Below are 23518 nucleotides of genomic sequence, written 5' to 3'. Positions count from 1 at the left end.
GATGTTCGTCGCTGGCACTCATCCGGGGGCACTGCTACGGCCGCGCGGGCAAGCCGGGTGCACGCGTCGCGCTGATTGCGGTTCGATGGATCGGCGGGCTCGCGAAGCGAGTGCTGGATGAGCATGGATCGCCGTGATCGTACAAAGGCCAAAGGCATGATCGGGACACGCTATCGGAATCGATCACGTCGCGTTTCGCGTAGCTCGCCCGATGATGCAGAGAAGCAACGCGCGATGTTCCACTGCATCGCGCAACGTTGCATCACGGCGCGCTCTGAACCGACCATGAATAGCCGGATGAGCGCGTTTCCGTTTGCGTCGATGCGTTTCAGCCTGGTGTAAGGTCAAGGCGCTAGCGATGAAGTGTGTCGGTGCATTGCCGATGCACGGAACCTTTGTTCCGTCTCACGTTGAACGTGCTCATCGAAGAGGCTCCCAATGACAACTCGTCTCCTTTCGACCGCGTCGTGTGCAGCGATTGCCACGGCGCTGTTCTATGCGACCGCGGTGCCCGCAATCGCGCAGGATGCGGCATGCGCGCCGGTCTCTGCCGTCGAGACCGCGCCGCCGCCGTTGCCGACCTACGATCAGCCGCCGGTGCCTGGTCCCGGCTATATGTGGTCGCCGGGCAACTGGTCGTGGGATGAGGATCGCGGCGATTACTACTGGGTGCCGGGCACCTGGGTGCAGCCGCCGCGGGTCGGGCTGCTGTGGACACCTGGTTATTGGGGCGCGTTCGGCGGCGGCTTCATCTTCCATCAGGGCTACTGGGGTGATCGCGTCGGCTTCTACGGTGGCATCAATTACGGCTTCGGCTACGGCGGGTCGGGCTATGAAGGCGGCCGCTGGGATCACGGCAACTTCTTCTACAATCGGACCGTGAACAATCTGCAGGGTGCGCGGATCACCAACGTCTACGAGAAGAACGTCACGATCAATCAGACCACCGTCAACAACGTCAGCTACAATGGCGGCCGCGGCGGCATCGAGGTGCGGCCGACGCCGGCCGAGCGCGCGGTCGCCAAGGAGCAGCACTTCGCGGCGACGCCGTTGCAACGCAAGCAGGTCGAGACCGCAAGCCAGGATCCGAGCCTGTTCAAGCGGACCAACAATGGCGTGCCCGCAGTCGCCGCAACGGCGCGTCCTGGCGAATTGAAGGGACCGGGCGTGGTTCGCGCGCGGCCGCTCGGCGAGGCGGTGCCTGCCAACGCCGCACGGCCGGCGGCCGGGGAGCCGGGGCACCCGGGAGCCGCACCCGCACCCGCAGCAGCACCGGCTGCCTCCCATGCGCTCTCGGTCCCGGGAAAGGAGCTTCCGGCGGCGCATCCGCCCGCCGAGGCGAACAAGCCCGCGGCGGAGGAGAAGCGCGCGGCACCTGCTCCCGAGACCAAGGCCGAGCCGCATCCTGCCGCGCCGGCGCCTGCCGGATCCCACGCGCTTCCGGTTCCCGAGAAGGGCGTTGCGGCGCATCCGCCCGCCGAAGCGAACAGGCCCACGGTCGAAGAGAAGCGCGCGGCGCCTGCCGCCGAGCCGAAGCTTGAGCCGCATCCTGCAGAAGCGACGCGGCCTGCCGTGCAGGAGAAGCGGCCCGAAGAGGTGCGCAAGGAAGAGCCGCGTCCCGAGCCTGCCGCGAAGCCCGTCGCGCGGCCCGAGCCAGCGAGGCCCGAAGCGCGACCGGAGCCAGCAGCGAAGCCGCAAGCGCACCCGGAGACGATGGCGCGCCCTGAGCCGCATCCGCAGCCGCAGGCCGCCCATCCCCAGCCGGCGGCACGGCCGGAGCCGCACGCCGCTCCGCACGCCGCTCCGCATGCTGCGCCTGCGGCAGGTCATCCCGCAGAGGAGAAGCGGCAGGAGCAACACTAAGGCACGTCCGCGCTCCGCTGGCTCGTTCCGGCGGAGCGCGGTATTGTTCCGCCTGTGCAAGCGATCATCACGGGAGGTTGGTCATGGCACAGAGTCATGGCGGCGATGGACAGCTCGACGATGGCAAGCCGCGTTTGAGCGAGGACGATATGCAGCGCGCCCTGCTCGGTCCGCGGGGCGTGCCAGGCAAGGCGGATACCGCCAAGATGACGCCGCAGCAGCAAAAGAACATGCCCACTTATCTGGACCCCGGACATACATCCTAACTTGTCATGTCACGTGAGCGCATGCTGCGTCGGCCGCTTCCGGGCGGCGCGCCTGCGCACTTGCAAATCGCCTGCTTTTGCGCCCTCATGATTGCAGGTGCACTCACGGTGTTGCGGAGCAGGTTGTGAGAAATCCGTACGAGGTTCTTGGCGTTGCCCCGACGGCGTCTGCGGCCGATATCCAGAAGGCCTATCGCAAGCTGGCGAAGAAGCTGCACCCGGACCTCAATCCGGGTGACAAGGCGGCCGAAGACAAATTCAAGGAAGTCGCTGCTGCGAACGATCTGCTCTCGGATGCCGAGAAGCGCAAGCGCTTCGATGCCGGCGAGATCGATGCTGATGGCGTCGAGCGGCCGCAGCATCGCTACTACAGGGATTTCGCCACCGCGGATGCGGGGCATCCCTATGCCGACAGTTCCGGCTATGCCGACTACATGGACCAGGACGACGCCTTCGCCGAATTGCTCCGGCGCAGCGAGCAGGCGCGCGCCAACCGGCGCGGCCGCGATTTGCATTACGCTCTCGCGATCGACTTCGCGGAATCGATCACCGGTGCGAGCAAGCGGCTGACGCTTCCCGACGGCGGTACGCTCGATGTGACGATCCCACCGGGGCTCGTCGATGGCCAGATCATTCGTCTGCGCGGCAAGGGCATGCCCGGCAGCGGCAAGGGCGGTCCCGGCGATGCGCTGATCGAGGTGGAAGTTCGCCCCGACCCGCGCTTCACCCGCGAGGGTGACGACATTACGCTGGAACTGCCGATCTCGCTGTCCGAGGCGGTGCTCGGCGGAAAAGTCCGCGTTCCGACGCCGACCGGTGCCGTGACCATGACGATTCCGAAGGGATCGAACACCGGCACGACCATGCGGTTGCGCGGCAAGGGTGCGCCCCGCGTCGGCGGAGGCCATGGCGACGAGCTCGTCAAGCTCAAGGTGGTCCTGCCCAAGGGACCCGATCCCGAGCTCGAGGCGTTTGTGTCGAACTGGGATCGAAAGGCATTCGATCCGCGCGAGGATGGTTCATCATGAACAAGCAGCAGTTCCTCATCGATGCGGGTCTGGAGGTGCAGACCCTGGAGTTCTGGATCGAGCAGCAATGGCTGGTGCCGGACGAGACCGCCAGCGAGATCAGCTTCTCCGACACCGACGTGGCGCGCGCGCATCTGATCCGCGACCTGAAGGGCGACTTCGGCGTCAACGACGAGGGCATCGACGTCATCCTTCATCTGGTCGATCAGCTGCACGGCCTGCGCCGCGCGTTCGAACAATTGCACAAGGACATGGCGTCACCACCGCGCTAGGCGCCTCACTTGCGATGAACCTCAGCCTTGGGACTCAGCCTTGGGATCAGCCTGGGAGACGATCATGACGGACAAGCCGACGCCGCTGGCGCATGGCGAGATCGACGTTCTTATCCTGCAGGCGCTGGTGCGCAAGCTGATCGCGAAAGGCGTGCTGACGCCGGACGACGTCCGGTCGATGCTGTTCGAGGCCGCCAAGAATCTTGACCTGGTCGGCAGCGAACTGACGACGGAAGCCGCCAACATCATCGTGCAGGAGGATCTCGCGCCGGCATTCCTTGGCGGCTAGTGTCCCGAATCCGAAGTTCGCATCATTTGCCGCACCTTCGGGGCGAACTTCGGATTCGATAAGGACACTAGCAAACTTCTGATTCTAGTGTGCTTTATGAATGCGAAGTTCGTGAAAGTGGCTGCCGCGAAGTTGCACGAACTTCGCATTCAGCACACTAGCGCATGATCCGGAAAAGTGGAAGCCGGTTTTCCCTCGCGACAGACGCAAAGCGTTTGCGCGGTGATCACGCTCAAACAAAGAGCTCAAATAATGAGGCTTCAGGTCTGGCCGCCGCGGGTGGAGACCAGTCGGATCCGGGTGACCTGGCCGGCGTTGCCGGCGAGATAGGCTTGTGCGTCACGCACCAGCCGCTCCACGGCGGCCGCGTCATAGCTCGGATGACGGGTGTTCAGATGCAAGTCGGTCTCGATCTGCATGACGTTTGTCGTGTCCGCGGCGCCGATCTCGACCGAGAACGACACCAGCGATACGTGCGGGCTCTTGAAGGCCATCGCTCGATCTCCCTCATCGCGTGACGCGCGGCGCGCATCTGTACGGTGGGTGCAGTCTATCTCAAGCTGCCGAATCCTGCTCGGCCGTTCGCATAGCAGCCGGAGGCGCCCTGTCGAGCTCCTCGATCATGCCGCGGGCGATCTCGCGCTCGCCCATGATCACGATGTCGGCGCCAAGTGCTTTGAGATGATCGACCTCGGCGTCGGAATGTGCACGGGCGATGATCTGGATATCGGCATTCGCGGCGCGCGCCTGTTCGACGATCTGGCCGGCCTCGAAGGCTTCGGGAATGGCGATGACCAGCGATCGCGCGCCGGCCGGATTGGTCGCGCGCAGCACGCTGGCGCGCGCGGCGTTGCCCATCAGCGCTTCGATGCCACGCTCCTTGAGCTTGGCGACCATGTCGTCGGACGCCTCGACCGCGAGAAACGGCGCGCTGCGTTGATGCAGCGCATCGCCGACGATGCTGCCGACCCGGCCGTAGCCGACCAGGATGGTGTGATCCTGCAATTCAGTGACCGGGATTGGTTCAGAAGCTGCGGCAGTTGGCGAGGAGGTCTGCGGCTTCTCGAGCCGCGACGTCAGCCAGTCGACGACCGCGAACACCAGCGGGTTGAGCATGATCGAGAAGATCGCGCCCGCCAGGATCAGGTCGCGGCCGGCCTTCGGCAGCAGATTGAGCGCAACGCCGAGTTCGGCCAGGATGAAGGAGAATTCGCCGATCTGGGCGAGGCTCGCCGAGATCATCAGGGCGGTTGCCATCGGATGACGGAACAGCACGACGATCAGAAGGGCTGCGATCGACTTGCCGACCACGATGACGAACAGCGTCGCGACGAATGGCCAGGGCTCGCGGACCACGCTCATCGGGTCGAACAGCATGCCGACGGAGACGAAGAACAGCACCGCGAACGCATCGCGCAGCGGCAAGGTCTCCTGGGCCGCGCGCTGGCTGAGCGGCGATTCCCGCAGCATCATTCCGGCGAAGAAGGCGCCGAGCGCCAGCGAGACGCCGAACAGCTTGGTCGCGCCGAACGCGATGCAGAGCGCGATCGCGAGCACGGTCAGCCGGAACAGCTCGCGCGAGCCGGTATGCGCGATGTAGTGCAGGACCCACGGGATCAGCCGGCGTCCGACCACCAGCATCAGCGCGATAAACACGGCGATCTTGATCAGCGTCAGCACCAGCACGCCGGTGAGCCCGAGACCGAAACGGGCGGCGAGGGGGTCGGAGGTGAGCGCCGCGCCATCGCCGCCCTGCAAGCTCGCCACCGCCGGGAACAGCACCAGCGCCAGCACCATGGCGAGGTCTTCAACGATCAGCCAGCCGACCGCGATCTTGCCGCGTTCGGTGTCCATCAGGCGGCGCTCCTGCAGCGCGCGCAACAGCACGACGGTACTTGCGACCGACAGCGCGAGGCCGAACACCAGACCCGCGCCGACGGTCCAGCCCATCAAGAGCGCGAGGCCGAGGCCCATCAATGTGGCGACCGCAATCTGCGCAATCGCGCCGGGCACCGCGATCGCCCGCACCGACAACAGATCGTTTAGCGAGAAATGCAGGCCGACGCCGAACATCAGGAGAATGATACCGAGCTCCGCCAGCTCGGTTGCCAGCGCCTGATCGGCAACGAAGCCGGGCGTGAAGGGACCGACGGCCACGCCCGCGAGCAGATAACCGACCAGTGGCGGAACCCGAAAGCGCTGGGCGATGGTTCCGAAGACAAAAGCGAGGCCGAGGCCCGCGACGACGGTCGCGATCAGAGGTGTGTCATGCGGCATTTCGCCTTGTCGCACAGCATCCCTGGCGGTGCACCGCGACCATTTGAGGCGCGGCATTCCGCGCGGAAACCGTGATCTATTGCTCATGGCGTGAGCATATGATCTCATGTCGGGATGGATCCGCGGCTTCCCGAGACTGATCTCGTCATCTTCGACTGCGACGGCGTGCTCGTCGACAGCGAGGAACTGAGCTGCCGCTGTCTTGCCGAGGCGATGGTTCGGGCCGGCATCGGGATGAGCACCGAGCGGGCGCTCGAGCTCTTCCTCGGCCGCAGCACCGCGGCCCTGGTCGACTACTGCCGGGGCGTGGGAAAGCCGTTGCCCGAGACGTTTCTGCCTGACCTTGCGCTGCAGGTCCGTGAGACCTTCCGCTCCCGGCTGAAGCCGATCGCCGGCATCGCGGCGGTGCTCAAGGAATTGCGGCTGCCATATTGTGTCGCCTCATCGAGCGATCTCGAGCGGGTGAAGTTTTCGCTGGAGCTGACCGGCCTCGCTGCCAGCTTCGGGCCGCGGCTCTACACCGCGCAGATGGTCAAGCGCGGCAAGCCGGCCCCGGATCTGTTCTTGCATGCGGCAAGCGCAATGGGCGCCGCGTCGCGCCGCACGCTCGTGATCGAGGACAGCGTCAGCGGTGTGATGGCCGCGAAGGCGGCGGGCATGAAAGTGTGGGGATTTGTCGGCGGCGCCCACTATCGGTTGGCGGATGGCAGTGCTCTGCTGCGGCAAGCGGGGGCGGATCGAATCTTCGCCGCGATGACGGATTTCTGGATGGAAGGCTGACGCAAGACGATGGCTGCGCCCGACAACGAAAAGTCTCGCCTCGACGATGCGGCGCGCGCCGGCTGGCTGTATTTCATCGCGGGCCACACCCAGGATGAGATTGCGAAAATGCTGCAGGTGTCGCGCGCCTCCGCGCAGCGTCTGGTGTCGCTGTGCCTGGCGGAGCGGCTGATCACGTTTCGCCTCGAACACCCCATCGCGGCCTGCATGGAGCTGGCCTCCCGGCTGAAGGCGCGGTTCGATCTGGTGCATTGCGACGTCGTGCCGACCGATCCGGCGGCGCCGCTGTCCAATGCAGGGATCGCCGAGCGCAGCGCCAATCTGCTGGAGACGACGCTGCGCTCGGAGACGCCTGTGATCGTGGCGCTCGGCACCGGCCGCGCGGTGCGCGCCGCGGTCGAGCGGGTCTCGCCGATCGAGCGGCCCGATCACCAGATCGTCTCGCTGGTCGGCAACATCTCCGCCGACGGCTCGGCGAGCTTCTACGACACGGTGGGACGGCTCGCCGACCGCACCGGCGCGCGCCATTACCCGATGCCGCTGCCGTTCCTGATGTCGAGCGAGGACGAGCGCAACCGCATGGTGCGCATCGACCCGATCGCGCGGGTGAGGGCGGTCGCCGCCAAGGCCGATCTGCGGCTGATCGGCATCGGCCAGATGGACCAGAAGGCCCAGGTCCATGTCGACGGCTTCGTCACCCGCGAGGAGCTGCTGGAGATGATGCGGCTCGGCGCGGTCGGCGAGGTGACCGGCTGGGCCTATGACGCCAAGGGCCGCCTGATCAAGGGCGGCACCAACAAGCGGCTGACCAGCATCCCGCCGCAGATCCCCGCGGAAGCGACCACGATCGCCGCGGCGGTCGGCGCCGCCAAGGTGCCCTCGATCAAGGCCGCATTGGCGGGCCGGGTGATCAACGGCCTCATCACCGATGAGGCCACCGCGCGCGCGGTGCTGGATCGTTAGGCGCCACGAGTCGTACTTCACCTCGCCCCGCTTGCGGGGAGAGGTCGGATCGCATCGGAGATGCGATCCGGGTGAGGGGGAGTCTCCGCGCATTCGTCCGCTTCGTATGCGCGGAAAGAGCCCCTCACCCCAACCCTCTCCCCGTAAGAACGGGGCGAGGGAGCGCAGTCCCGCTGTGGCCGCAAATCAAGTTGCCTTCTGGGTCTCAGCGCCCTTCTTCATCTCCGCAAACACCTCCATTCCAGCGTGCAGTGGAACCCGCAAACGCGCGGGACGGCGCTCCCGCGTGCTTGACAAAGTTTGGCGACGGAGTGAACATACGCTCAACACGTGGGCATATGCTCAACGTGACATAAGGGAGGTCACCTTGAAAAACGTCCTTTGCGCCGTTGCGGGCGCGGCTGCTGTTTTGATCTCTGCCCCCTCGATCGCCCAGACCACGCTGACGGTGGCGACCGTCAACAATGGCGACATGATCCGCATGCAGGGGCTCACCAGCGAATTCACCGCGAAGAATCCCGACATCACCGTCAAATGGGTGACGCTCGAGGAGAACGTGCTGCGCCAGCGCGTGACCACCGACATCGCCACCAAGGGCGGCCAGTTCGACGTGCTCACCATCGGCACCTATGAGGTGCCGATCTGGGCCAAGAAGAACTGGCTGGTGCCGCTCGACAAGCTCGGCGCCGATTACGACGTCGGCGACCTCCTGCCCAAGATCAAGGATGCGGTCTCGGTCGACGGCAAGCTCTATGCCGCGCCGTTCTACGGCGAAAGCTCGATGGTGATGTATCGCACCGACCTGTTCGACAAGGCCGGCCTGAAGATGCCGGAGAGCCCGACCTGGGACTTCGTGGTCGACGCCGCCAAGAAGTTGACCGACAAGTCGGGCGGCGTCTATGGCATCTGCCTGCGCGGCAAGGCCGGCTGGGGCGAGAACATGGCGTTCCTGACCGCGATGGCCAATTCCTACGGTGCGCGCTGGTTCGACGAGAAGTGGGAGCCGCAATTCACCTCGCCGGAATGGAAGAAGACGCTGACGACCTATGTCGACCTGATGAAGCAGGCCGGCCCTCCCGGCGCCTCTTCCAACGGCTTCAACGAGAACCTCGCACTGTTCAACGCCGGCAAATGCGCGATGTGGATCGATGCCACCGTGGCGGCGTCGTTCGTCAGCAATCCGAAGGAATCCACGGTCGCCGACAAGGTCGGCTTTGCGCTGGCGCCGAACACCGGGCTCGGCAAGAACGCTAACTGGCTGTGGGCGTGGAGTCTCGCGGTCCCCGCCGGCTCGAAGAAGGTCGAGGCGGCCGAGAAGTTCATCGCCTGGGCGACCAGCAAGGATTACACCAAGCTCGTCGCCGCGAAGGAAGGCTGGGCCAACGTGCCGCCGGGCACGCGCACCTCGCTGTACAAGAACCCCGACTATCTGAAGGTCGCCCCCTTCGCCAAGCTGACCTTGGCCTCGATCGATGCCGCCGATCCGAACAAGCCGACGGTGAAGCCGGTGCCTTACGTCGGCGTGCAGTACGCGGCGATCCCTGAATTCCAGGGTATCGGCACCCAGGTGGGCCAGCAGTTCTCCGCGGCGCTCTCAGGCTCGACCACCGTCGATGCGGCGCTCACCGCTGCCCAGTCCGTGACCGAGCGCGAAATGAAGCGCGCGGGCTACATCAAGTAGAGCACGCCTGAAACAAAGCCGGGGCGCGACAGCCGCCTTGGCCGCCCGACCAGCTTAGACCTCCCGAGCTGGGCCACTTGCGACCATCCTGTCCCGCAGCGGGATGGTCGCTCCTTTCCTTGAGAAGGAGGCGGGGATGGCGACCCAGCAGACCCAACTGCTTGCACGCACGCTGCTCACGCCCGCGGTGGCGCTGCTGTTCATCTGGATGATCGTGCCGCTGGCGCTCACGATCTATTTCGCGACCCTGCATTACAATCTGCTCGATCCCGGCTCTGAATCATTCGTTGGGCTGGAGAATTTCCGCTACTTCCTGACCGATCCGGCCTTCCTCGCCTCGTTGCAGAACACGTTGGTGCTGGTCGGCTCGGTGCTCGCGATCACGATCATCCTCGGCGTGCCGCTGGCGCTGCTGCTCGACCAGCAGGTGGTCGGGCTCTCGATCGTCCGCCTGATGGTGATCGCGCCGTTCTTCGTGATGCCGACGGTGAGCGCGCTGGTCTGGAAGAACCTGTTGATGCATCCGGTGTCGGGCCTGTTCGCCTGGATCGCGCATCTGTTCAGGCTGCCGGCGATCGACTGGTTCAACGACGCGCCGCTGTTTTCGGTGATCCTGATCATCTCCTGGCAATGGCTGCCGTTCGCAACCCTGATCCTGCTCACCGCGCTGCAATCGCTCGACGAGGAGCAGAAGGAGGCGGCCGAGATGGACGGCGCGAGCGCGATCTCGACCTTCATCTACATCACGCTGCCGCATTTGGCGCGCCCGATCACCGTGGTGATCCTGATCGAAACCATCTTCCTGCTCACGGTGTTCGCGGAGATCTTCGTCACCACCGGCGGCGGCCCCGGCCTGCAGACCACCAACATCGCCTTCCTGATCTATTCGCAGGCGCTGATCCAGTACGATGTCGGCAGCGCCTCGGCGGGTGGCCTGGTCGCGGTGGTCCTCGCCAACATCGTCGCCTTCTTCCTCGTTCGTATCGTCGGCCGGAATCTGGAGGCGTAACGTCATGGCGCGGATGGTCACGACACGGCGCAAGGTGATCTCGACGGCGGCGGCCTGGCTGGTCGGCTTCCTGATCTTCTTCCCGATCCTCTGGATGGTGCTGGCGAGCTTCAAGACCGAGCTCGAGGCGTTCGCGATCCCACCCTCGTTCCTGTTCTTTCACTGGACCACCGAGAACTATGCCACGGTGCAGGAGCGCAGCGACTATTTCCACCACGCGCTCAACTCGATCATCATTGCCGGCGGCTCGACCTTGATCGCGATGCTGATCGCGATCCCGGCGGCGTGGTCGATGGCGTTCTCGCCGACCAAGCGGACCAAGGACGTGCTGCTCTGGATGCTGTCTACCAAGATGATGCCGCCGGTCGGCGTGCTGGTGCCGATCTATCTGATCTACCGCACCTTCGGTCTGCTCGACACCCGCTCTGGCCTGATCTTCATCCTGTGCCTCGGCAATCTGCCGATCGTGATCTGGATGCTGTTCACCTATTTCAAGGAGATCCCGAAGGACATCCTCGAGGCGGCGCGAATGGACGGCGCCACGATCGGGCGCGAGCTGATCTATGTGCTGACGCCGATGGCGGTGCCGGGGCTGGCCTCGACGTTGCTGCTCAATCTGATCCTGGCGTGGAACGAGGCGTTCTGGACCCTCAATCTGTCGACGCTCGAGGCGGCGCCGCTCACCGTCTTCATCGCGTCCTATTCCAGCCCGGAAGGATTGTTCTGGGCGAAATTGTCGGCGGCGTCGACGCTCGCGATCGCGCCCATTCTCGTGCTCGGCTGGTTCAGTCAGCGGCAGCTCGTCCGCGGACTGACCTTCGGCGCGGTCAAGTAGCAGAAAGGCTTTTGCCATGGGTCAGATTACGCTGCAGGGTGTGCAAAAATCGTTCGGGCCGGTCCACATCATCAAGGGCGCCGATCTCGACATCGCCGACGGCTCCTTCGTCGTGTTCGTCGGTCCGTCCGGCTGCGGCAAGACCACGCTGCTGCGGCTGATCGCAGGGCTCGAGGATGTCACCGGCGGCGCCATCCTGATCGATGGACGCAACGTGGTCGACGTGCCGCCGGCCAAGCGCGGGCTGTCGATGGTGTTCCAGTCCTACGCGCTCTATCCGCATATGAGCGTGCGCGGCAACATCGCGTTCGGCCTGAAGATGGCCGGGATCGCCAGGGACGAGATCAACCGCAAGGTCGAGGCCGCCGCGGCGACGCTCAACCTGACGCCCTATCTCGACCGCAAGCCGCGCGAGCTCTCCGGCGGCCAGCGCCAGCGCGTCGCGATCGGGCGCGCCATCGTGCGCGAGCCGAAGGCGTTCCTGTTCGACGAGCCGCTGTCCAATCTCGATGCCGCGCTGCGCGTGCAGATGCGGCTCGAGGTGACGCGGTTGCAGAAGCAGCTCGGCACCACGGCGATCTACGTCACGCACGACCAGGTCGAGGCCATGACCATGGCGGACAAGATCGTGGTGCTGAACGGCGGCAAGATCGAGCAATACGGATCGCCGCTCGAGCTCTATGAGAAGCCTGCCAACCTGTTCGTCGCCGGCTTCATCGGCTCGCCGAAGATGAATTTCGTCACCGGTGAGATCGCCAAGCAGCAGGGCGCCGCGACCATCGGGGTACGGCCCGAGCATCTGAAGGTCGAGCGCGACGGGCAGGGCGGCTGGCACGGCACCGTCTCGGTCGCCGAGCATCTCGGCAGCGACACCTTCCTCTATGTCGACGCCGGACCGCTGGGAATGCTGACCGCGCGCTATGTCGGCGAGCTCGACCTGCATCCCGGCGACCGGGTGTCGCTGATCCCGGATCCGGCGCGCATCCACCGTTTCGACGACAGCGGAAAATCGATTCACGCGTAGAGCATGATCCGGACCCGGAGGGCCGCGTTAGTGCAAAGCGTGAAGCGGCTTTCCGAACAGATCATGCTCAAAGAGAAGCTAAGGAAGAAGAAAATGTATCTCGAAAAATTCAGGCTCGGCGGCAAGACCGCCATCATCACCGGCGCGGGTCAGGGCATCGGGCTCGCCTGCGCCGAGGCGCTCGCCGAAGCCGGCGCCAAGGTCATCATCGGCGATCGCGACGCCAAGGTTGCCAATGACGCGCAGGCGGCGCTGAAGGCCAAGGGCTTTGACGCCGACATCGCGCTGATGGACGTGACGGATTCCGGTCGCGTCGCTGCGGTCGCCGACGAACTGGTCGGCAAGTACGGCAAGGTCGACATTCTCGTCAACAATGCAGGCATCGCCCGCAGCGAGACGCCGGCGGAAACCGTGACCGACGAGCACTGGCTCAACGTCATCGACGTCAACCTGAACGGCACCTTCTGGTGCTGCCGCGCCTTCGGCAATCACATGCTGAAGGCGAAGTCCGGCACCATCGTCAATGTCGGCTCGATGTCCGGTTTCATCGTCAACAAGCCGCAGGAACAGTGCTTCTACAACGCTTCCAAGGCCGCGGTGCATCACCTGACCAAATCGCTCGCCGCCGAATGGGGCGCGCGCGGGGTTCGCGTCAACGCCGTGGCGCCGACCTATATCGAGACGCCGCTGAACGCCTTCGTGAAGAACAGCCCCAGAATGTACGACGCCTGGATCGGTGGAACCCCGATGGCGCGGATGGGGCAGGTTGACGAGATCGCCTCCGTGGTGCTGTTCCTGGCGTCCGAGGCGGCGAGCCTGATGACCGGAAGCATCGTTCTGGTCGATGGCGGCTACACTTGCTGGTAGGCTTGCGCCCGGGGATCGTGCTCAACGGAAGATAGAGCGGTCATGCGGCAAGCCTTTATTGGGGTGGACGTCGGCAGCACCAGCGCCCGGGCGGGCGTGTTCGACGAGTCGGGGAAGCTGCTCGGGTCGGCCCGGCATCCGATCCGAGTCTGGCACGAGCCCGGCGATATCGTGGAGCAATCGTCCGATGACATCTGGGCGGCCTGCGTCGCCTCCGTGCGCGGTGCGATGCGGGAGGCTGCGGTTGCCGCCGAACACGTCAAAGGCATCGGCTTCGACGCGACCTGTTCGCTGGTTGTGCTGGATGGGGAAGGCCGGCCGCTCACCGTCAGCCCGTCGGGCGATCCCGTACGCAATGTCGTGGTCTGGATGGACCACCGCGCGATGGACGAAACCGAATTCGTCAACGCGACCGGCGACAAGGTGCTGCGCTATGTCGGCGGCGCCATCTCGCCGGAGATGGAGATCCCGAAGATCCTCTGGCTGAAGCGGCATCTGCCCGCGACCTTCGAGGCCGCCGGGCATTTCTTCGATCTTGCCGACTATCTCTCATTCCGCGCGTCCGGCTCGCTGGGGCGCTCGACCTGCACGGTCACCTGCAAATGGACCTATGTCGCCGGCGAGGGCGGCTGGAGCGAATCCTTTTTCAAGCGGGTCGGGCTCGAGGCGCTCGCGGCCGACCGTTTTGGGCGGATCGGCAGCGAGATCGTGCCGCCCGGCTCGCCGCTCGGTCGCGGGCTGTCCGAGGATGCCGCGCGCGATCTCGGCCTGCTGCCGGGAACCGCGGTCGGTGCCTCCCTGATCGATGCCCATGCCGGCGGCGTCGGCGCGATCGGCGGCCGCGATGGCTCCGGCGCCGAGGTCGATGTCTGCCAACGGCTCGCCTACATCATGGGAACGTCGGCCTGCATCATGGCGACGACGGTCGATCCCTGCTTCGTGCCCGGCGTCTGGGGCCCGTATTTCGAAGGCATGGTGCCGGGCTTCTGGCTGAACGAGGGCGGCCAATCGGCGGCGGGCGCCGCGATCGATCACCTGCTCAAGTCGCATCCGGCGCATGCCGAGGTTGCGCTCGCGGCGAAGACCGACGGCGTCGACGTCATCGAATATCTCGAGAGGCGCATCCTGGCGCGCAGCGGCAATGCCGGTGCTGCGGCGTTGCTCGCGCGCAACGTTCACGTTCTGCCGGAGTTCCTCGGCAACCGTTCGCCCTATGCCGATCCCGGCTCGCGCGCGGTGATCGCGGGGCTCGATCTCGACACCGACGTGTCGGCGCTGGAGCGGCTGTTCATCGCCGGTCTGTGCGGGCTGGCCTATGGCCTTGCCGACGTCATCGACGCCTTGCAGGCGCATGGCCTCAACGGCAAGACCATCGTGATCGGCGGCGGCGCGAGTCGCAGCCCCCTGGTGCGCCAGATCATGGCCGACACGACAGGCTACACGGTGGCACTGCCGCAGACCCAAGAACCCGTCTTGCTCGGCGCCGCGATGCTGGGCGCGGTCGCCAGCGGCGCGCACAACTCGATCAATGCGGCGATGGCCGGCATGTCGGCGCTTGGACGGTTGAGCGAGCCGACCAGGCCGGAGCTCGCCGAGTTCCACCGCAAGAAGCGCGGCGTGCACAAGATGCTGCGAGAGCTTGACCGCGACAGCCGCGAGGCGATGAGGCGGGTGCCCGGCGAAGCGCCGACGTAAGGTTTGCCCCATGCTGCTGAGTTGCGGAGATGCGCTGATCGATTTCCTGCCGTCGAAGACGGCGGACGGACGTGAGGCCTTGACGCCCGCCGTCGGCGGCTCCTGCCTCAACATCGCGATTGGCAGCGCCCGGCTCGATGTTCCCACCGGCTTTGTCGGCGGCATCTCGACCGACATCTTCGGCAGGATGATCGCCGATCATGCCGCGGCGTCCGGCGTCGATCTTCGTCGCGCCACGCGGAGCAATCGCCAGGCCACGCTGGCCTTTGCGCGCGTTACCGGCACCGAGACGCAATACGCCTTCTATGACGCCGACACCGCGTCGCGGAACTGGACCTATCGGCGCGATGCGGTCGCTCTTGACGGCGTCACCTGCGTGCACACCGGCTCGACCACGCTGGTCCATGACAAGGGTGCGGCGGAGACGCTGGCCTTGATCGAGGATGCGCGTCCGAACGTGACGATCTCGCTCGATCCGAACTGCCGACCGAACCTCGTCAAGGACAAGGACGCCTATCGCGCGCGCATGCTGGCGTTCTGCGGCAAGGCCGACATCGTAAAGATGTCCGACGTCGACTTCGCCTATCTGTTCGGTGACGAGGCCCATGCTGCGCGGGCCGAGACGCTGCTGTCGGGCGGCGCATCGCTCGTCGTCATTACGCGCGGCAATGATGGCGCTTGCGCCTGGCATCGCAAGGCAGGACCGATCGCGGCCGAAGCGCCGGTGGTCAACGTCGTCGATACGATCGGCGCCGGGGACAGCTTTCAGGCGGCGCTGCTCGCCGCGTTGCATCGGTTGGACCGGATCGCGCAGCCGCAGTTGCGCGACGTCTCCGCAGCCGAGCTGACCCGTGCGTTGTCCTTTGCCTGCAAATGCGCCGCTTTCACCTGCACGCGGCCCGGCGCCGATCCGCCGCGCAGCCGGGAGTTGCCGGCCGACTATTGGTAAGCCATGCAGGGCCTCAGCCGGCGCGGCCTCCCGCGCGATGCCGTCGCTTGACGCTTAGTCTCATTTTGCGTGCTGCGCCTGCGAAGGCAAATCTGCCCGGCGATGCGTGAAAGCGTCCGAAGCACCCGATATCGCTCGGATTTGATGCCAACCCGCGATCGCTGCATTTCGATCGTGCGAAGTCATGCTGCTTCGGCTTCGCATTGAGCGCATCGGTTGTCTTTGTGAAAGACCGCGCTAACATGGAATCCATCCATCGATACCTGTCTTCGTCCTTTTTTGATCGTCTATTGCAGCGCAACCAGGCCACGCAACGGGTTGCGGGCTCGCCAGGGCGACCGGGCCTCGAAGGGAAGTAGCAGACACGCATCCCTAATATTGCCAAGAAACAACGGGGGAAGATATGTATGTGAGAGGGATTGCGGCATTCGCCGCCGCGCTCGGCGTTGGCCTGTTGTCGGGCGCCGCCATCGCGCAGGAAGTCAAGCAGGAGAAGCAGTCGGTCCTCGGCAACGCCAATGTTTCTCCGGTAACCCAGGAGCAGCTCAACGCCGCCGACAAGAACAGCAGGGATTTCCTGCTCACCAACGGCAACTATGCCCAGACGCGATTCTATCCGGGCAAGCAGATCAGCCGGGACAATGTGAAGGACCTGCACGTCGCATGGATCTTCCAGACCGACGTCAAGGAATCGCTTGAGACATCTCCAATCGTCGTCGATGGCGTGATGTTCGTCACGACGTCGTTCAGCCATGTCTATGCGCTCGACGCCAAGACCGGTCAGCAGCTCTGGCACTACGCCCACAAGATGGGCCCGATCACGGTTTATTGCTGCGGTCCCAACAATCGCGGCGTCCAGGTGCTCGGCGACCGGGTCTATCTGGCGACGCTCGATTCCAAGCTGATGGCGCTGAACGCCAAGACCGGCGAGGTGGTCTGGACCACCAACATCGCCGATCCCGAGCTCGGCTACAGCGAGACGATGGCGCCGACCGTGGTTAAGGACAAGGTGCTGATCGGAACCAATGGCGGCGAATACGGCATCCGCGGCTTCGTGCGCGCCTATGACGCCAAGACCGGCAAGCAGCTCTGGAATTTCCACACCATTCCGGAGAACTCCGTCGGTGTCTGGGCGACCAAGGATGCCACCGGCCGTGACATGCATCGCAATATCCAGGCCGAGAAGGACATGCTCGCCAAGATCGGCGATCCCTATGCCAAGCTCGGTGGCGGCGTGTGGCAGAACCCGTCGGTCGATCTCGCGACCAACCGGATCTACTTCGTCGTCGGCAACCCGTCGCCCGACCTCGACGGGTCGAACCGGCCCGGCGACAACCTCTACACCAATTCGCTGGTCTCGCTCGATCTCGACACCGGCAAGTATGTCTGCCACTTCCAGTACATCGCCCATGACGTCTGGGACCTCGACGCGGTCAGCCCGACGGTGCTGGTCAACGTCAAGGACAAGAGCGGCAAGACGATTCCCGGCGTCATCCATGCCGGCAAGACCGGGCACATCTATGTGCACGATCGCAAGGATTGCAGCCTGATCCGCTTCTCCGAGGCGATGGTGCCGCAGGAGAACATGTGGGTGCTGCCGACCAAGGAAGGCGCGCGCATGCTGCCCGGCGCCAATGGCGGCGTCGAATGGTCGCCGATCGCAACCGATCCGGGACAGGAGCTGGCCTACGCGATCAATCTGCACCAGCCGATGACCTACCACGTCGAAAGCTCGGCCTATCCGAACGGCAAGCTTTGGCTGGGCGGCGCCTTCAAGGTGATCCCGGGCGAGAAGCAGGCAGGCAACATCACCGCGGTGAACTACAACAACGGCAAGATCAAATGGCAGGTCAACACGCCCGAGCCGATGATCGGCGGCATCCTCGCCACCGCCGGCGGCCTGGTCTTCACCGGCGAAGGCAACGGCAAGTTCGCGGCCTACAATTCGTCGAACGGCAAGGAGCTGTGGAGCTTCCGCGCCGGCGCCGGCGTCAACGCGCCGCCGTCGAGCTACATGGTCGGCGGCAAGCAATATATCGTGGTCGGCGCGGGCGGTAACACCCAGCTCGACTACAAGCGTGGCAACAACATCATCGCCTTCACGCTCGACTGAGCCGGGCCTGATGCATCATCACGCGTGCAAACATTGACGGCGAGGCGGGACCGGTTCGGTCCCGCCTCTGTTTTGGTCGGATAAAAGGTCCAGCCACGTCATTGCGAGCGAAGCGAAGCAATCCATTGTGCCGCGTTTGTGGAAGCATGGATTGCTTCGTCGCTCCAGCGCAAAATTGCTTTGCAATTTTGTCGCGAGCTCCTCGCAATGACGGAGGTGGACCGATACTGCGCCTCAGGATGAGCCAATGTTCGGTAAATTGATGATTTGCGGCGTCGCGCTGTTGCTGATGGCAGCGCAGGCGCGCGCAGAGACGATTGAGGAAAAAGTACAGGTCTGCGCCGGCTGCCATGGCGAGAACGGCAAGCCCGTCGACAAGACCATTCCGACGATCTGGGGCCAGCAGGCCGGCTATCTCTACATCCAGCTGCGCGATTTCAAGCGCGGTGATCGCAAGAACGAGATCATGCAGCCGATCGCGGCGCAGTTCGAGCGCGACGATATGCTGGCGATCGCGGAATATTTTTCGCAGAAGCCGTGGCCTGACCTCGGCCAGCCGCGCGCGCCCAAGGACGTGGCGGAGAAGGCGGTCAGCGCCAGCCGCTCGGTCGGTTGCCCGGCTTGCCATCTCGATCGCTTCCAGGGCGACGGCACGGTGCCGCGGCTTGCCGGCATGGGACGGGATTATCTCGCCAAGACCATCGCCGATTTCCGCACCCGTGCGCGCGGCAACAATCCCGGCATGTCCGACCTGATGCTGGCAACGTCGCGCGACGACCTTGCCGCATTGGTGGACTATCTGGCGGGGCTGTGAGCGGCGGGCACTCGTCATGCCCAGGCTTGTCCCGGGCATCCGCGTCTTGGTATCCAGGCAAAAGAAGACGTGGATGGCCGGGACAAGCCCGGCCATGACGTCCGAGCAAGTCGCCTCAACGCGGCGTCAGCTCTTCGCGCAGCACTGAGAGGATGGTGAGATCGGCGGCGTGCTTGCCGGCCTTGTCGGCCAGCGCAGGGTCGGCACCGTGCGCCAGCAGTGTCCTGGCAATCGCCGGATGATTGCCTTCGGCGGCGATCATCAGCGCGGTGCGGCCGCGCGCATCGCGGTCGTCGACCTTGGCGCCGCCTTCCAGCAGGTACGAGACGACCTCCAGTGCTTGCGCCTCCGGCACGGTCTCGTCAGGGCCGGCGGCCCACATCAGGAGCGTCAGATCGTTGGCGTAGCGCGCGTTGATGTCGATCTCGTGCGCGAGCAGCTGCTTGACGATGCCGAGCTGGCCGCCCGCCGCGGCGTAGACGACCGGCGGCTTGCCGGTGTCGTCTGCCTTGCGGCCGTCGGCGCCGTGCGCCAGCAGCATGCGCACCACCATGTCCCTGCCGGCATAGGCGGCGGCCGCGACCGGGGAGGCGCCGCTACGTCCGGTGAGATTGACGTCGGCGCCGCGGTCGATCAGCCGCTGCACGATCGCGACATGGCCGCGCTCGGCGGCAAAATACAGCGCGGTCGATCCCGCGAGGTTGCGTGCATCGAGCGGCGCGCCGCGTGCCAGCAGCAGGTCGACCATGGCAAGATGGCCGGAGCGGGCGGCGTGGCTCAGCGGCCTTGCGCCCAGCCGGTCCCGCGCGTCGACCGAGGCGCCGTGATCGAGCAGCTCGGTGGCAAGGTTGATGCAATCGGCATTGGCGGCCGCAAATAGCGACAGCGAGATCTCGATCGCGCTGAGCTGGGCCTTGTCGGTTTCGTATTTGCGGATCAGCTCGCGGCATCGCGCCGGATCGAGCGCCGCGAGGCTGCCGTGCACGCTGCCGGCAACGATCAGCGCGGCGAGGGGGATGCGGCGATACAAGGCGTGGTCCTCCGTCATGCTGACAGCAGCGCCATTCGGTCGAGCGTCGCATGATCCTCCGTCGCTGCCAAGCCGCGCGGCCGGGAAGGGCCCGCCGCGCCGGCAGGCCATGCGCCGTCGCGGCTCCGTGGCCTTTCGCCATGCGTCCGAGCCGATGGACTTGCCGCTTGCAGCGCGGCACGATGCGGGCGTCGACCCTATCTGACGCGAGTCCTTGCCCAAATGAGCGACGATCTGTGTCTGCTGTCTGCCGTTGAGCTTCGTGGGCGCATCGCCCGCAAGGAGGTTTCGCCTGTCGAGGTTACGCGCGCGGTGCTCGCCCGTGCCGAGCGGCTGCAACCCGAATTGAACTGCTTCATCACGCTGTGCGGTGACGCGGCGATGGCGCAGGCGAAAGCTGCCGAGCGGCAAATCACGGCTGGCGAGCCGGCCGGTCTGCTCCACGGCATCCCCTTCACCGTGAAGGACATCGTCAACACCAAAGACGTCCGGACGACCTTCGGCGCGGTGCCGTACCGGGACAACGTGCCCGACAATGACGCCGTCGCGGTGGCCCGCCTCCGTGCCCAGGGCGGCATATTGATCGGCAAGACCACGACGCCGGAGTTCGGCAGCAAGTGCCTGACCGACTCGCCGCTGTTCGGGCGGACCCGCAATGCATGGAGTGCCGAGCGGTCCAGTGGCGGCTCCAGCGGCGGCGCGGCGGTGGCCGTCGCGAGCGGCATCGCGCCGCTGGCGGTTGCGACCGATGGCGGCGGCTCCACCCGGATTCCCGCCGCCTGCAACGGTGTGGTCGGAATCAAGCAGAGCAACGGGGTGATCCCGCATAGCCAGGTGCAGGACGCTTTCGGCAACCAGACCTATGTCACGCCGACCACGCGCACCGTTGCGGATACGGCGCTGATGATGCAGGCGATGGCGGGAGAGGATCCGTCGGACCCCTGGTCGATCGGGGTGCCGGTGCCTGACTATCTCGGGCTTGCCGCCCCGCGCGGCGACCTCAAGGGCCGGCGGGTGCTGTTCTGCGTGTCGCCGCCGCGGCGTCCGGTCACGTCCGATGTGGCTGACGCGTTCAAGGCAAGCCTCGACCGTCTGGCGAGCCTCGGCGCCGAGCTCGAAGAGTTTTCCGGCGACGGCTTTGACATCGAGCCGATCTGGCGTGCGATCAATCACACCGTCTGGCGCACCCGCTTCGAGAAGCTCGCGGCCGATCATCCGGATGATCTCAGCGCAACCTTCCTGAAGCAGCTCGCGCTGGCGGCCCAGGTCAGCGGTGTCGACTACCAGCGGGCGATGTTCGAGCGCACCGCGCTCTTCCGCCGGGTGCAGTCGCTGTTCGCGCGCGGCGATCTCCTGGCGATGCCGACCTTGACCCGGTCGGCGCTGCCGATCGACCAGGACCTGTTCGGCACGATCGAGATCGACGGCCGGAGTTTCGACAGCGTGCGGCCGCACTGGTTTCCCTGGACCATGCTGTTCAACATGACCGGGCATCCCGCCGTCAGCATCCCCGCAGGTTTCGGCCGCGACGGCCTGCCGATCGGACTGCACCTGGTCGGCCGCTTCCGGGCCGATGCCGAACTATTGCGCGTTGCAGCGTTGTTCGAGGCGGCGAGCGACTTGCTTGGTCGCTGGCCGGCCTGATGTTGTCGGCGCCGCCGGTCGCGGCGTCGCCGGTTTAGCCGGTCTGCCCGGTGCTCGCATTGGCGACGGCGCGCGCGACATTGGCGATCACCTCGTTGCACTTCTCGATGGGAGCACTTGCCCCGGTCAGGTAAGCCGTCACCACGATCGGCTTGCGGCCGGGCGGCCAGAACACGCCGATGTCGTTGTAGGTGCCGCGCTCGCCGGTGCCGGTCTTGTCGGCAACCCGCCAGTCGCGGGGCACGCCGGCACGCAGCCTTGCGTCGCCGGTTTTGTTGGCGACCATCCAATCGATCAGTTTCTGGCGCGAGGCCGCGGACAGGACATCGCCGAGCACGACGCGCTGCAAGTCCTTCAGCATCGCCACCGGGCTCGTGGTGTCGCGCGGATCGCCTGATACCGCCTCGTTCAGCGCCAGCTCCCAGCGATCGAGCCGGCTCACATTGTCGCCGATGGTGCGGAAGAAGCCGGTCAGGCCGGCTGGCCCGCCGATCTCGCGGAGGATCATGTTGCCCGCAGTGTTGTCGCTCCCTGTGATGGCGGCCTCGCAAAGCTCGGCAAGCGTCATGCCCGAGGCGACGTGCTCCTTGGTGACGGGCGAGTTGGCCAAGATATCCTTGGCCTCGAACCGGATTTGCTGATCGAGGCTGGATTCGCCGCGGTCGATCCGGTGCAGCACCGCGGCCGAGGCCAACGCCTTGAAGGTGCTGCACATCGGGAACCGCTCGTCGCCGCGCCGGCTCGCGCGCAATCCCGTCTCCATGTCGAGCGCGGCGACGCCGAGCCGGCCGCTGGTTGCCAGCTCGATGCGCGCAAACTCCTGCTGCAGCCGCTGCGCCGGCTCGCCTGGTCCTGCCGCTGCGCCTTGCCGCGGCAAAGTGCAGGACACCGCAAGGCCCAGCGCGCGCAATCCAAATGTCCGTCTCGTCAGCATGTCGAGTCTCCCGTTGGCGGCGCGAACCTGCCGGGCGGCGTGACGGCGCACAAACAATCATTTATACAGCGAGACATGAGGAAAACTTGGTCATGACGCCGTGCGCCGGCATCTCCCGCTGAACGCGCTGCGCGCCTTCGAGGCCTCCGCGCGGCTGCTCAGCTTCACCCGCGCCGGGCTGGAGCTGCGCGTGACGCAGACTGCGATCAGCCATCAGGTCAAGCAGCTCGAGGATCTCCTGGGCACGAGCCTGTTCCGCCGGCTGCCGCGCGGGCTGGTGCTCACCGACGAGGGGCTGGCGCTGCTGCCGGTGCTGTCAGACGCGCTCGACCGGATCGGCGCCGCGATCGACCGCATCGAGGCCAAGGGCACGCGCGAGGTCGTGACCGTCGGCTGCGTCACGACGTTCGCGACCGGATGGCTCTTGCAAAGGGTCGACCGCTTCAAGCGCGCGCATCCCTATATCGATTTGCGTCTGCTCACCAACAACAACCGCGTCGACATCGCGGGCGACGGGCTCGATCTCGCGCTGCGCTTCGGCGACGGCTCGTGGCACGGCACCGAGGCGATCCATCTGTTGTCCGCACCGCTCTCGCCGGTGTGCTGCCCCGACGCGGCGGACCGGCTGCGCAAGCCGTCCGATCTCGCGCAGGAATTCCTGCTGCGGTCCTACCGCGCCGAGGAATGGCCGCTATGGTTTGCGGTCGCCGGCGCGCCGTGTCCGAAAATCCAGGGGCCGATCTTCGACAGTTCGGTCGCGATGGCCGAGGCCGCCGCGCGCGGCGTCGGCGTCGGGCTGGTGCCGATCGCGATGTTCGAAAATGAGCTGGCCACCGGCCGGCTCAAGCGTCCGTTCGCGGCCGAGGTCCCGGCGGGATCCTATTGGCTGACCTGGCTGAAGTCGCGCGAGGTGACGCCGGGCATGCGCGCGTTTCGCGACTGGCTGCTCGAGACGCTGCGGACGGAGGTGAATGAGGTGGAGGACGCCGTCGCGCCTGCACCGCGGCGGAAGATCAAGACAAAGGCCGGACCGAAGCCGCGGACCAAGACCAAGCGGCGTTAACGTCTGACGACGTGATTCAACTATCGTCGCCATTATTTCGGAATTATCGAATGATGCCGCTGATTTGCCCGACATGTCAAGTGCCGTGTCGAACGCCCGCAGCCGCCGGCTACTTTGCATGG

At 65.6% G+C, this 23518-nt stretch carries 23 protein-coding genes; 19 read left to right on the top strand and 4 right to left on the bottom strand.

All coding sequences use genetic code 11. The features are described 5' to 3' along the window. Nucleotides 1-117 precede the first annotated feature (117 nt). The 6 genes from ACZBJS_RS04730 (at nucleotide 118) to ACZBJS_RS04705 (ending at nucleotide 3718) form a co-directional block, all read left to right on the top strand. Nucleotides 118-342 carry a hypothetical protein gene (locus ACZBJS_RS04730; RefSeq protein WP_141340045.1) on the top strand — a complete coding sequence of 75 codons (225 nt, stop codon included), beginning with the start codon at nucleotides 118-120 and terminating at the stop codon, nucleotides 340-342. 96 nt (nucleotides 343-438) lie between these two features. After that, nucleotides 439-1863 carry a YXWGXW repeat-containing protein gene (locus ACZBJS_RS04725; protein ID WP_316395271.1) on the top strand — a complete coding sequence of 475 codons (1425 nt, stop codon included), beginning with the start codon at nucleotides 439-441 and terminating at the stop codon, nucleotides 1861-1863. Nucleotides 1864-1946: 83 nt separating this feature from the next. Next, nucleotides 1947-2129, top strand: a complete 183-nt coding sequence (locus ACZBJS_RS04720; protein ID WP_057019222.1) for a hypothetical protein — start codon at nucleotides 1947-1949, stop codon at nucleotides 2127-2129. Between the two features lie 125 nt (nucleotides 2130-2254). Further along, the gene (locus ACZBJS_RS04715) at nucleotides 2255-3157 is read left to right on the top strand and encodes a DnaJ C-terminal domain-containing protein (protein WP_316395272.1); all 903 of its coding nucleotides are present in this window, start codon (nucleotides 2255-2257) and stop codon (nucleotides 3155-3157) included. Next, entirely contained in the window at nucleotides 3154-3429 is a 276-nt protein-coding gene (locus ACZBJS_RS04710; protein WP_057019224.1) for a chaperone modulator CbpM, read from the top strand. The genes ACZBJS_RS04715 and ACZBJS_RS04710 overlap by 4 nt, the downstream gene beginning before the upstream one ends. Before the next feature lie 64 nt (nucleotides 3430-3493). Then, nucleotides 3494-3718 carry a hypothetical protein gene (locus tag ACZBJS_RS04705; protein ID WP_016843345.1) on the top strand — a complete coding sequence of 75 codons (225 nt, stop codon included), beginning with the start codon at nucleotides 3494-3496 and terminating at the stop codon, nucleotides 3716-3718. Nucleotides 3719-3978: 260 nt separating this feature from the next. Here ACZBJS_RS04705 and ACZBJS_RS04700 read toward each other — a convergent pair whose 3' ends face one another. Together ACZBJS_RS04700 and ybaL are read right to left on the bottom strand one after the other, a co-directional pair. Continuing rightward, complete coding sequence (locus tag ACZBJS_RS04700) at nucleotides 3979-4212, bottom strand: hypothetical protein (RefSeq protein WP_028343292.1); 234 nt, start codon at nucleotides 4210-4212, stop codon at nucleotides 3979-3981. A gap of 61 nt (nucleotides 4213-4273) precedes the next feature. Beyond that, on the bottom strand, nucleotides 4274-5995 hold the full coding sequence (ybaL, locus tag ACZBJS_RS04695; RefSeq protein ID WP_316395273.1) for a YbaL family putative K(+) efflux transporter: 1722 nt from the start codon (nucleotides 5993-5995) through the stop codon (nucleotides 4274-4276). A 114-nt stretch (nucleotides 5996-6109) separates the two neighbouring features. Between ybaL and ACZBJS_RS04690 the strand changes: the two genes are divergently transcribed. The 11 genes from ACZBJS_RS04690 to ACZBJS_RS04640 all read left to right on the top strand — a co-directional run bounded on the left by ACZBJS_RS04690 (nucleotide 6110) and on the right by ACZBJS_RS04640 (nucleotide 18725). Next, entirely contained in the window at nucleotides 6110-6775 is a 666-nt protein-coding gene (locus ACZBJS_RS04690) for an HAD family hydrolase (RefSeq protein ID WP_229190986.1), read from the top strand. A 9-nt stretch (nucleotides 6776-6784) separates the two neighbouring features. Then, nucleotides 6785-7738 (top strand): sugar-binding transcriptional regulator, encoded by a 954-nt coding sequence (locus ACZBJS_RS04685; RefSeq protein WP_076830623.1) that lies wholly within the window; start codon nucleotides 6785-6787, stop codon nucleotides 7736-7738. 367 nt (nucleotides 7739-8105) lie between these two features. After that, nucleotides 8106-9419, top strand: a complete 1314-nt coding sequence (locus ACZBJS_RS04680) for an ABC transporter substrate-binding protein (protein WP_316395274.1) — start codon at nucleotides 8106-8108, stop codon at nucleotides 9417-9419. A 136-nt stretch (nucleotides 9420-9555) separates the two neighbouring features. Then, a complete protein-coding gene (locus ACZBJS_RS04675; protein WP_316395275.1) occupies nucleotides 9556-10428 on the top strand; it encodes a carbohydrate ABC transporter permease in 873 nt (290 codons plus the stop codon). 4 nt (nucleotides 10429-10432) lie between these two features. After that, a complete protein-coding gene (locus ACZBJS_RS04670; protein WP_028334898.1) occupies nucleotides 10433-11263 on the top strand; it encodes a carbohydrate ABC transporter permease in 831 nt (276 codons plus the stop codon). 16 nt (nucleotides 11264-11279) lie between these two features. Continuing rightward, nucleotides 11280-12287 carry an ABC transporter ATP-binding protein gene (locus tag ACZBJS_RS04665; RefSeq protein WP_057019230.1) on the top strand — a complete coding sequence of 336 codons (1008 nt, stop codon included), beginning with the start codon at nucleotides 11280-11282 and terminating at the stop codon, nucleotides 12285-12287. 93 nt (nucleotides 12288-12380) lie between these two features. Further along, nucleotides 12381-13154: an SDR family NAD(P)-dependent oxidoreductase gene (locus tag ACZBJS_RS04660; RefSeq protein ID WP_057019317.1), complete on the top strand. Its 774-nt coding sequence runs from the start codon at nucleotides 12381-12383 to the stop codon at nucleotides 13152-13154. Nucleotides 13155-13196: 42 nt separating this feature from the next. Beyond that, complete coding sequence (locus ACZBJS_RS04655) at nucleotides 13197-14849, top strand: FGGY-family carbohydrate kinase (protein ID WP_316395276.1); 1653 nt, start codon at nucleotides 13197-13199, stop codon at nucleotides 14847-14849. A 10-nt stretch (nucleotides 14850-14859) separates the two neighbouring features. Continuing rightward, a complete protein-coding gene (locus tag ACZBJS_RS04650; protein ID WP_316395277.1) occupies nucleotides 14860-15798 on the top strand; it encodes a carbohydrate kinase family protein in 939 nt (312 codons plus the stop codon). A 403-nt stretch (nucleotides 15799-16201) separates the two neighbouring features. Then, complete coding sequence (locus ACZBJS_RS04645) at nucleotides 16202-17911, top strand: pyrroloquinoline quinone-dependent dehydrogenase (RefSeq protein ID WP_168855785.1); 1710 nt, start codon at nucleotides 16202-16204, stop codon at nucleotides 17909-17911. Between the two features lie 247 nt (nucleotides 17912-18158). Beyond that, nucleotides 18159-18725: a c-type cytochrome gene (locus ACZBJS_RS04640; protein WP_244558909.1), complete on the top strand. Its 567-nt coding sequence runs from the start codon at nucleotides 18159-18161 to the stop codon at nucleotides 18723-18725. Between the two features lie 115 nt (nucleotides 18726-18840). On the opposite strand, the gene ACZBJS_RS04635 is transcribed toward ACZBJS_RS04640, so the two are convergent. Continuing rightward, complete coding sequence (locus ACZBJS_RS04635) at nucleotides 18841-19755, bottom strand: ankyrin repeat domain-containing protein (protein ID WP_158074220.1); 915 nt, start codon at nucleotides 19753-19755, stop codon at nucleotides 18841-18843. Nucleotides 19756-19977: 222 nt separating this feature from the next. Between ACZBJS_RS04635 and ACZBJS_RS04630 the strand changes: the two genes are divergently transcribed. Beyond that, nucleotides 19978-21399 carry an amidase gene (locus ACZBJS_RS04630; RefSeq protein WP_076830648.1) on the top strand — a complete coding sequence of 474 codons (1422 nt, stop codon included), beginning with the start codon at nucleotides 19978-19980 and terminating at the stop codon, nucleotides 21397-21399. 34 nt (nucleotides 21400-21433) lie between these two features. Here ACZBJS_RS04630 and bla read toward each other — a convergent pair whose 3' ends face one another. Beyond that, nucleotides 21434-22333, bottom strand: a complete 900-nt coding sequence (gene bla / locus ACZBJS_RS04625) for a class A beta-lactamase (RefSeq protein ID WP_316395278.1) — start codon at nucleotides 22331-22333, stop codon at nucleotides 21434-21436. Between the two features lie 100 nt (nucleotides 22334-22433). Between bla and ACZBJS_RS04620 the strand changes: the two genes are divergently transcribed. Beyond that, complete coding sequence (locus ACZBJS_RS04620; RefSeq protein ID WP_057019235.1) at nucleotides 22434-23396, top strand: LysR family transcriptional regulator; 963 nt, start codon at nucleotides 22434-22436, stop codon at nucleotides 23394-23396. The last annotated feature ends 122 nt before the right edge of the window (nucleotides 23397-23518 follow it).

It is taken from the genome of Bradyrhizobium sp. KZN70725 (genome assembly GCF_055264925.1).
This window is presented reverse-complemented; position numbering and strand designations above follow the sequence as displayed.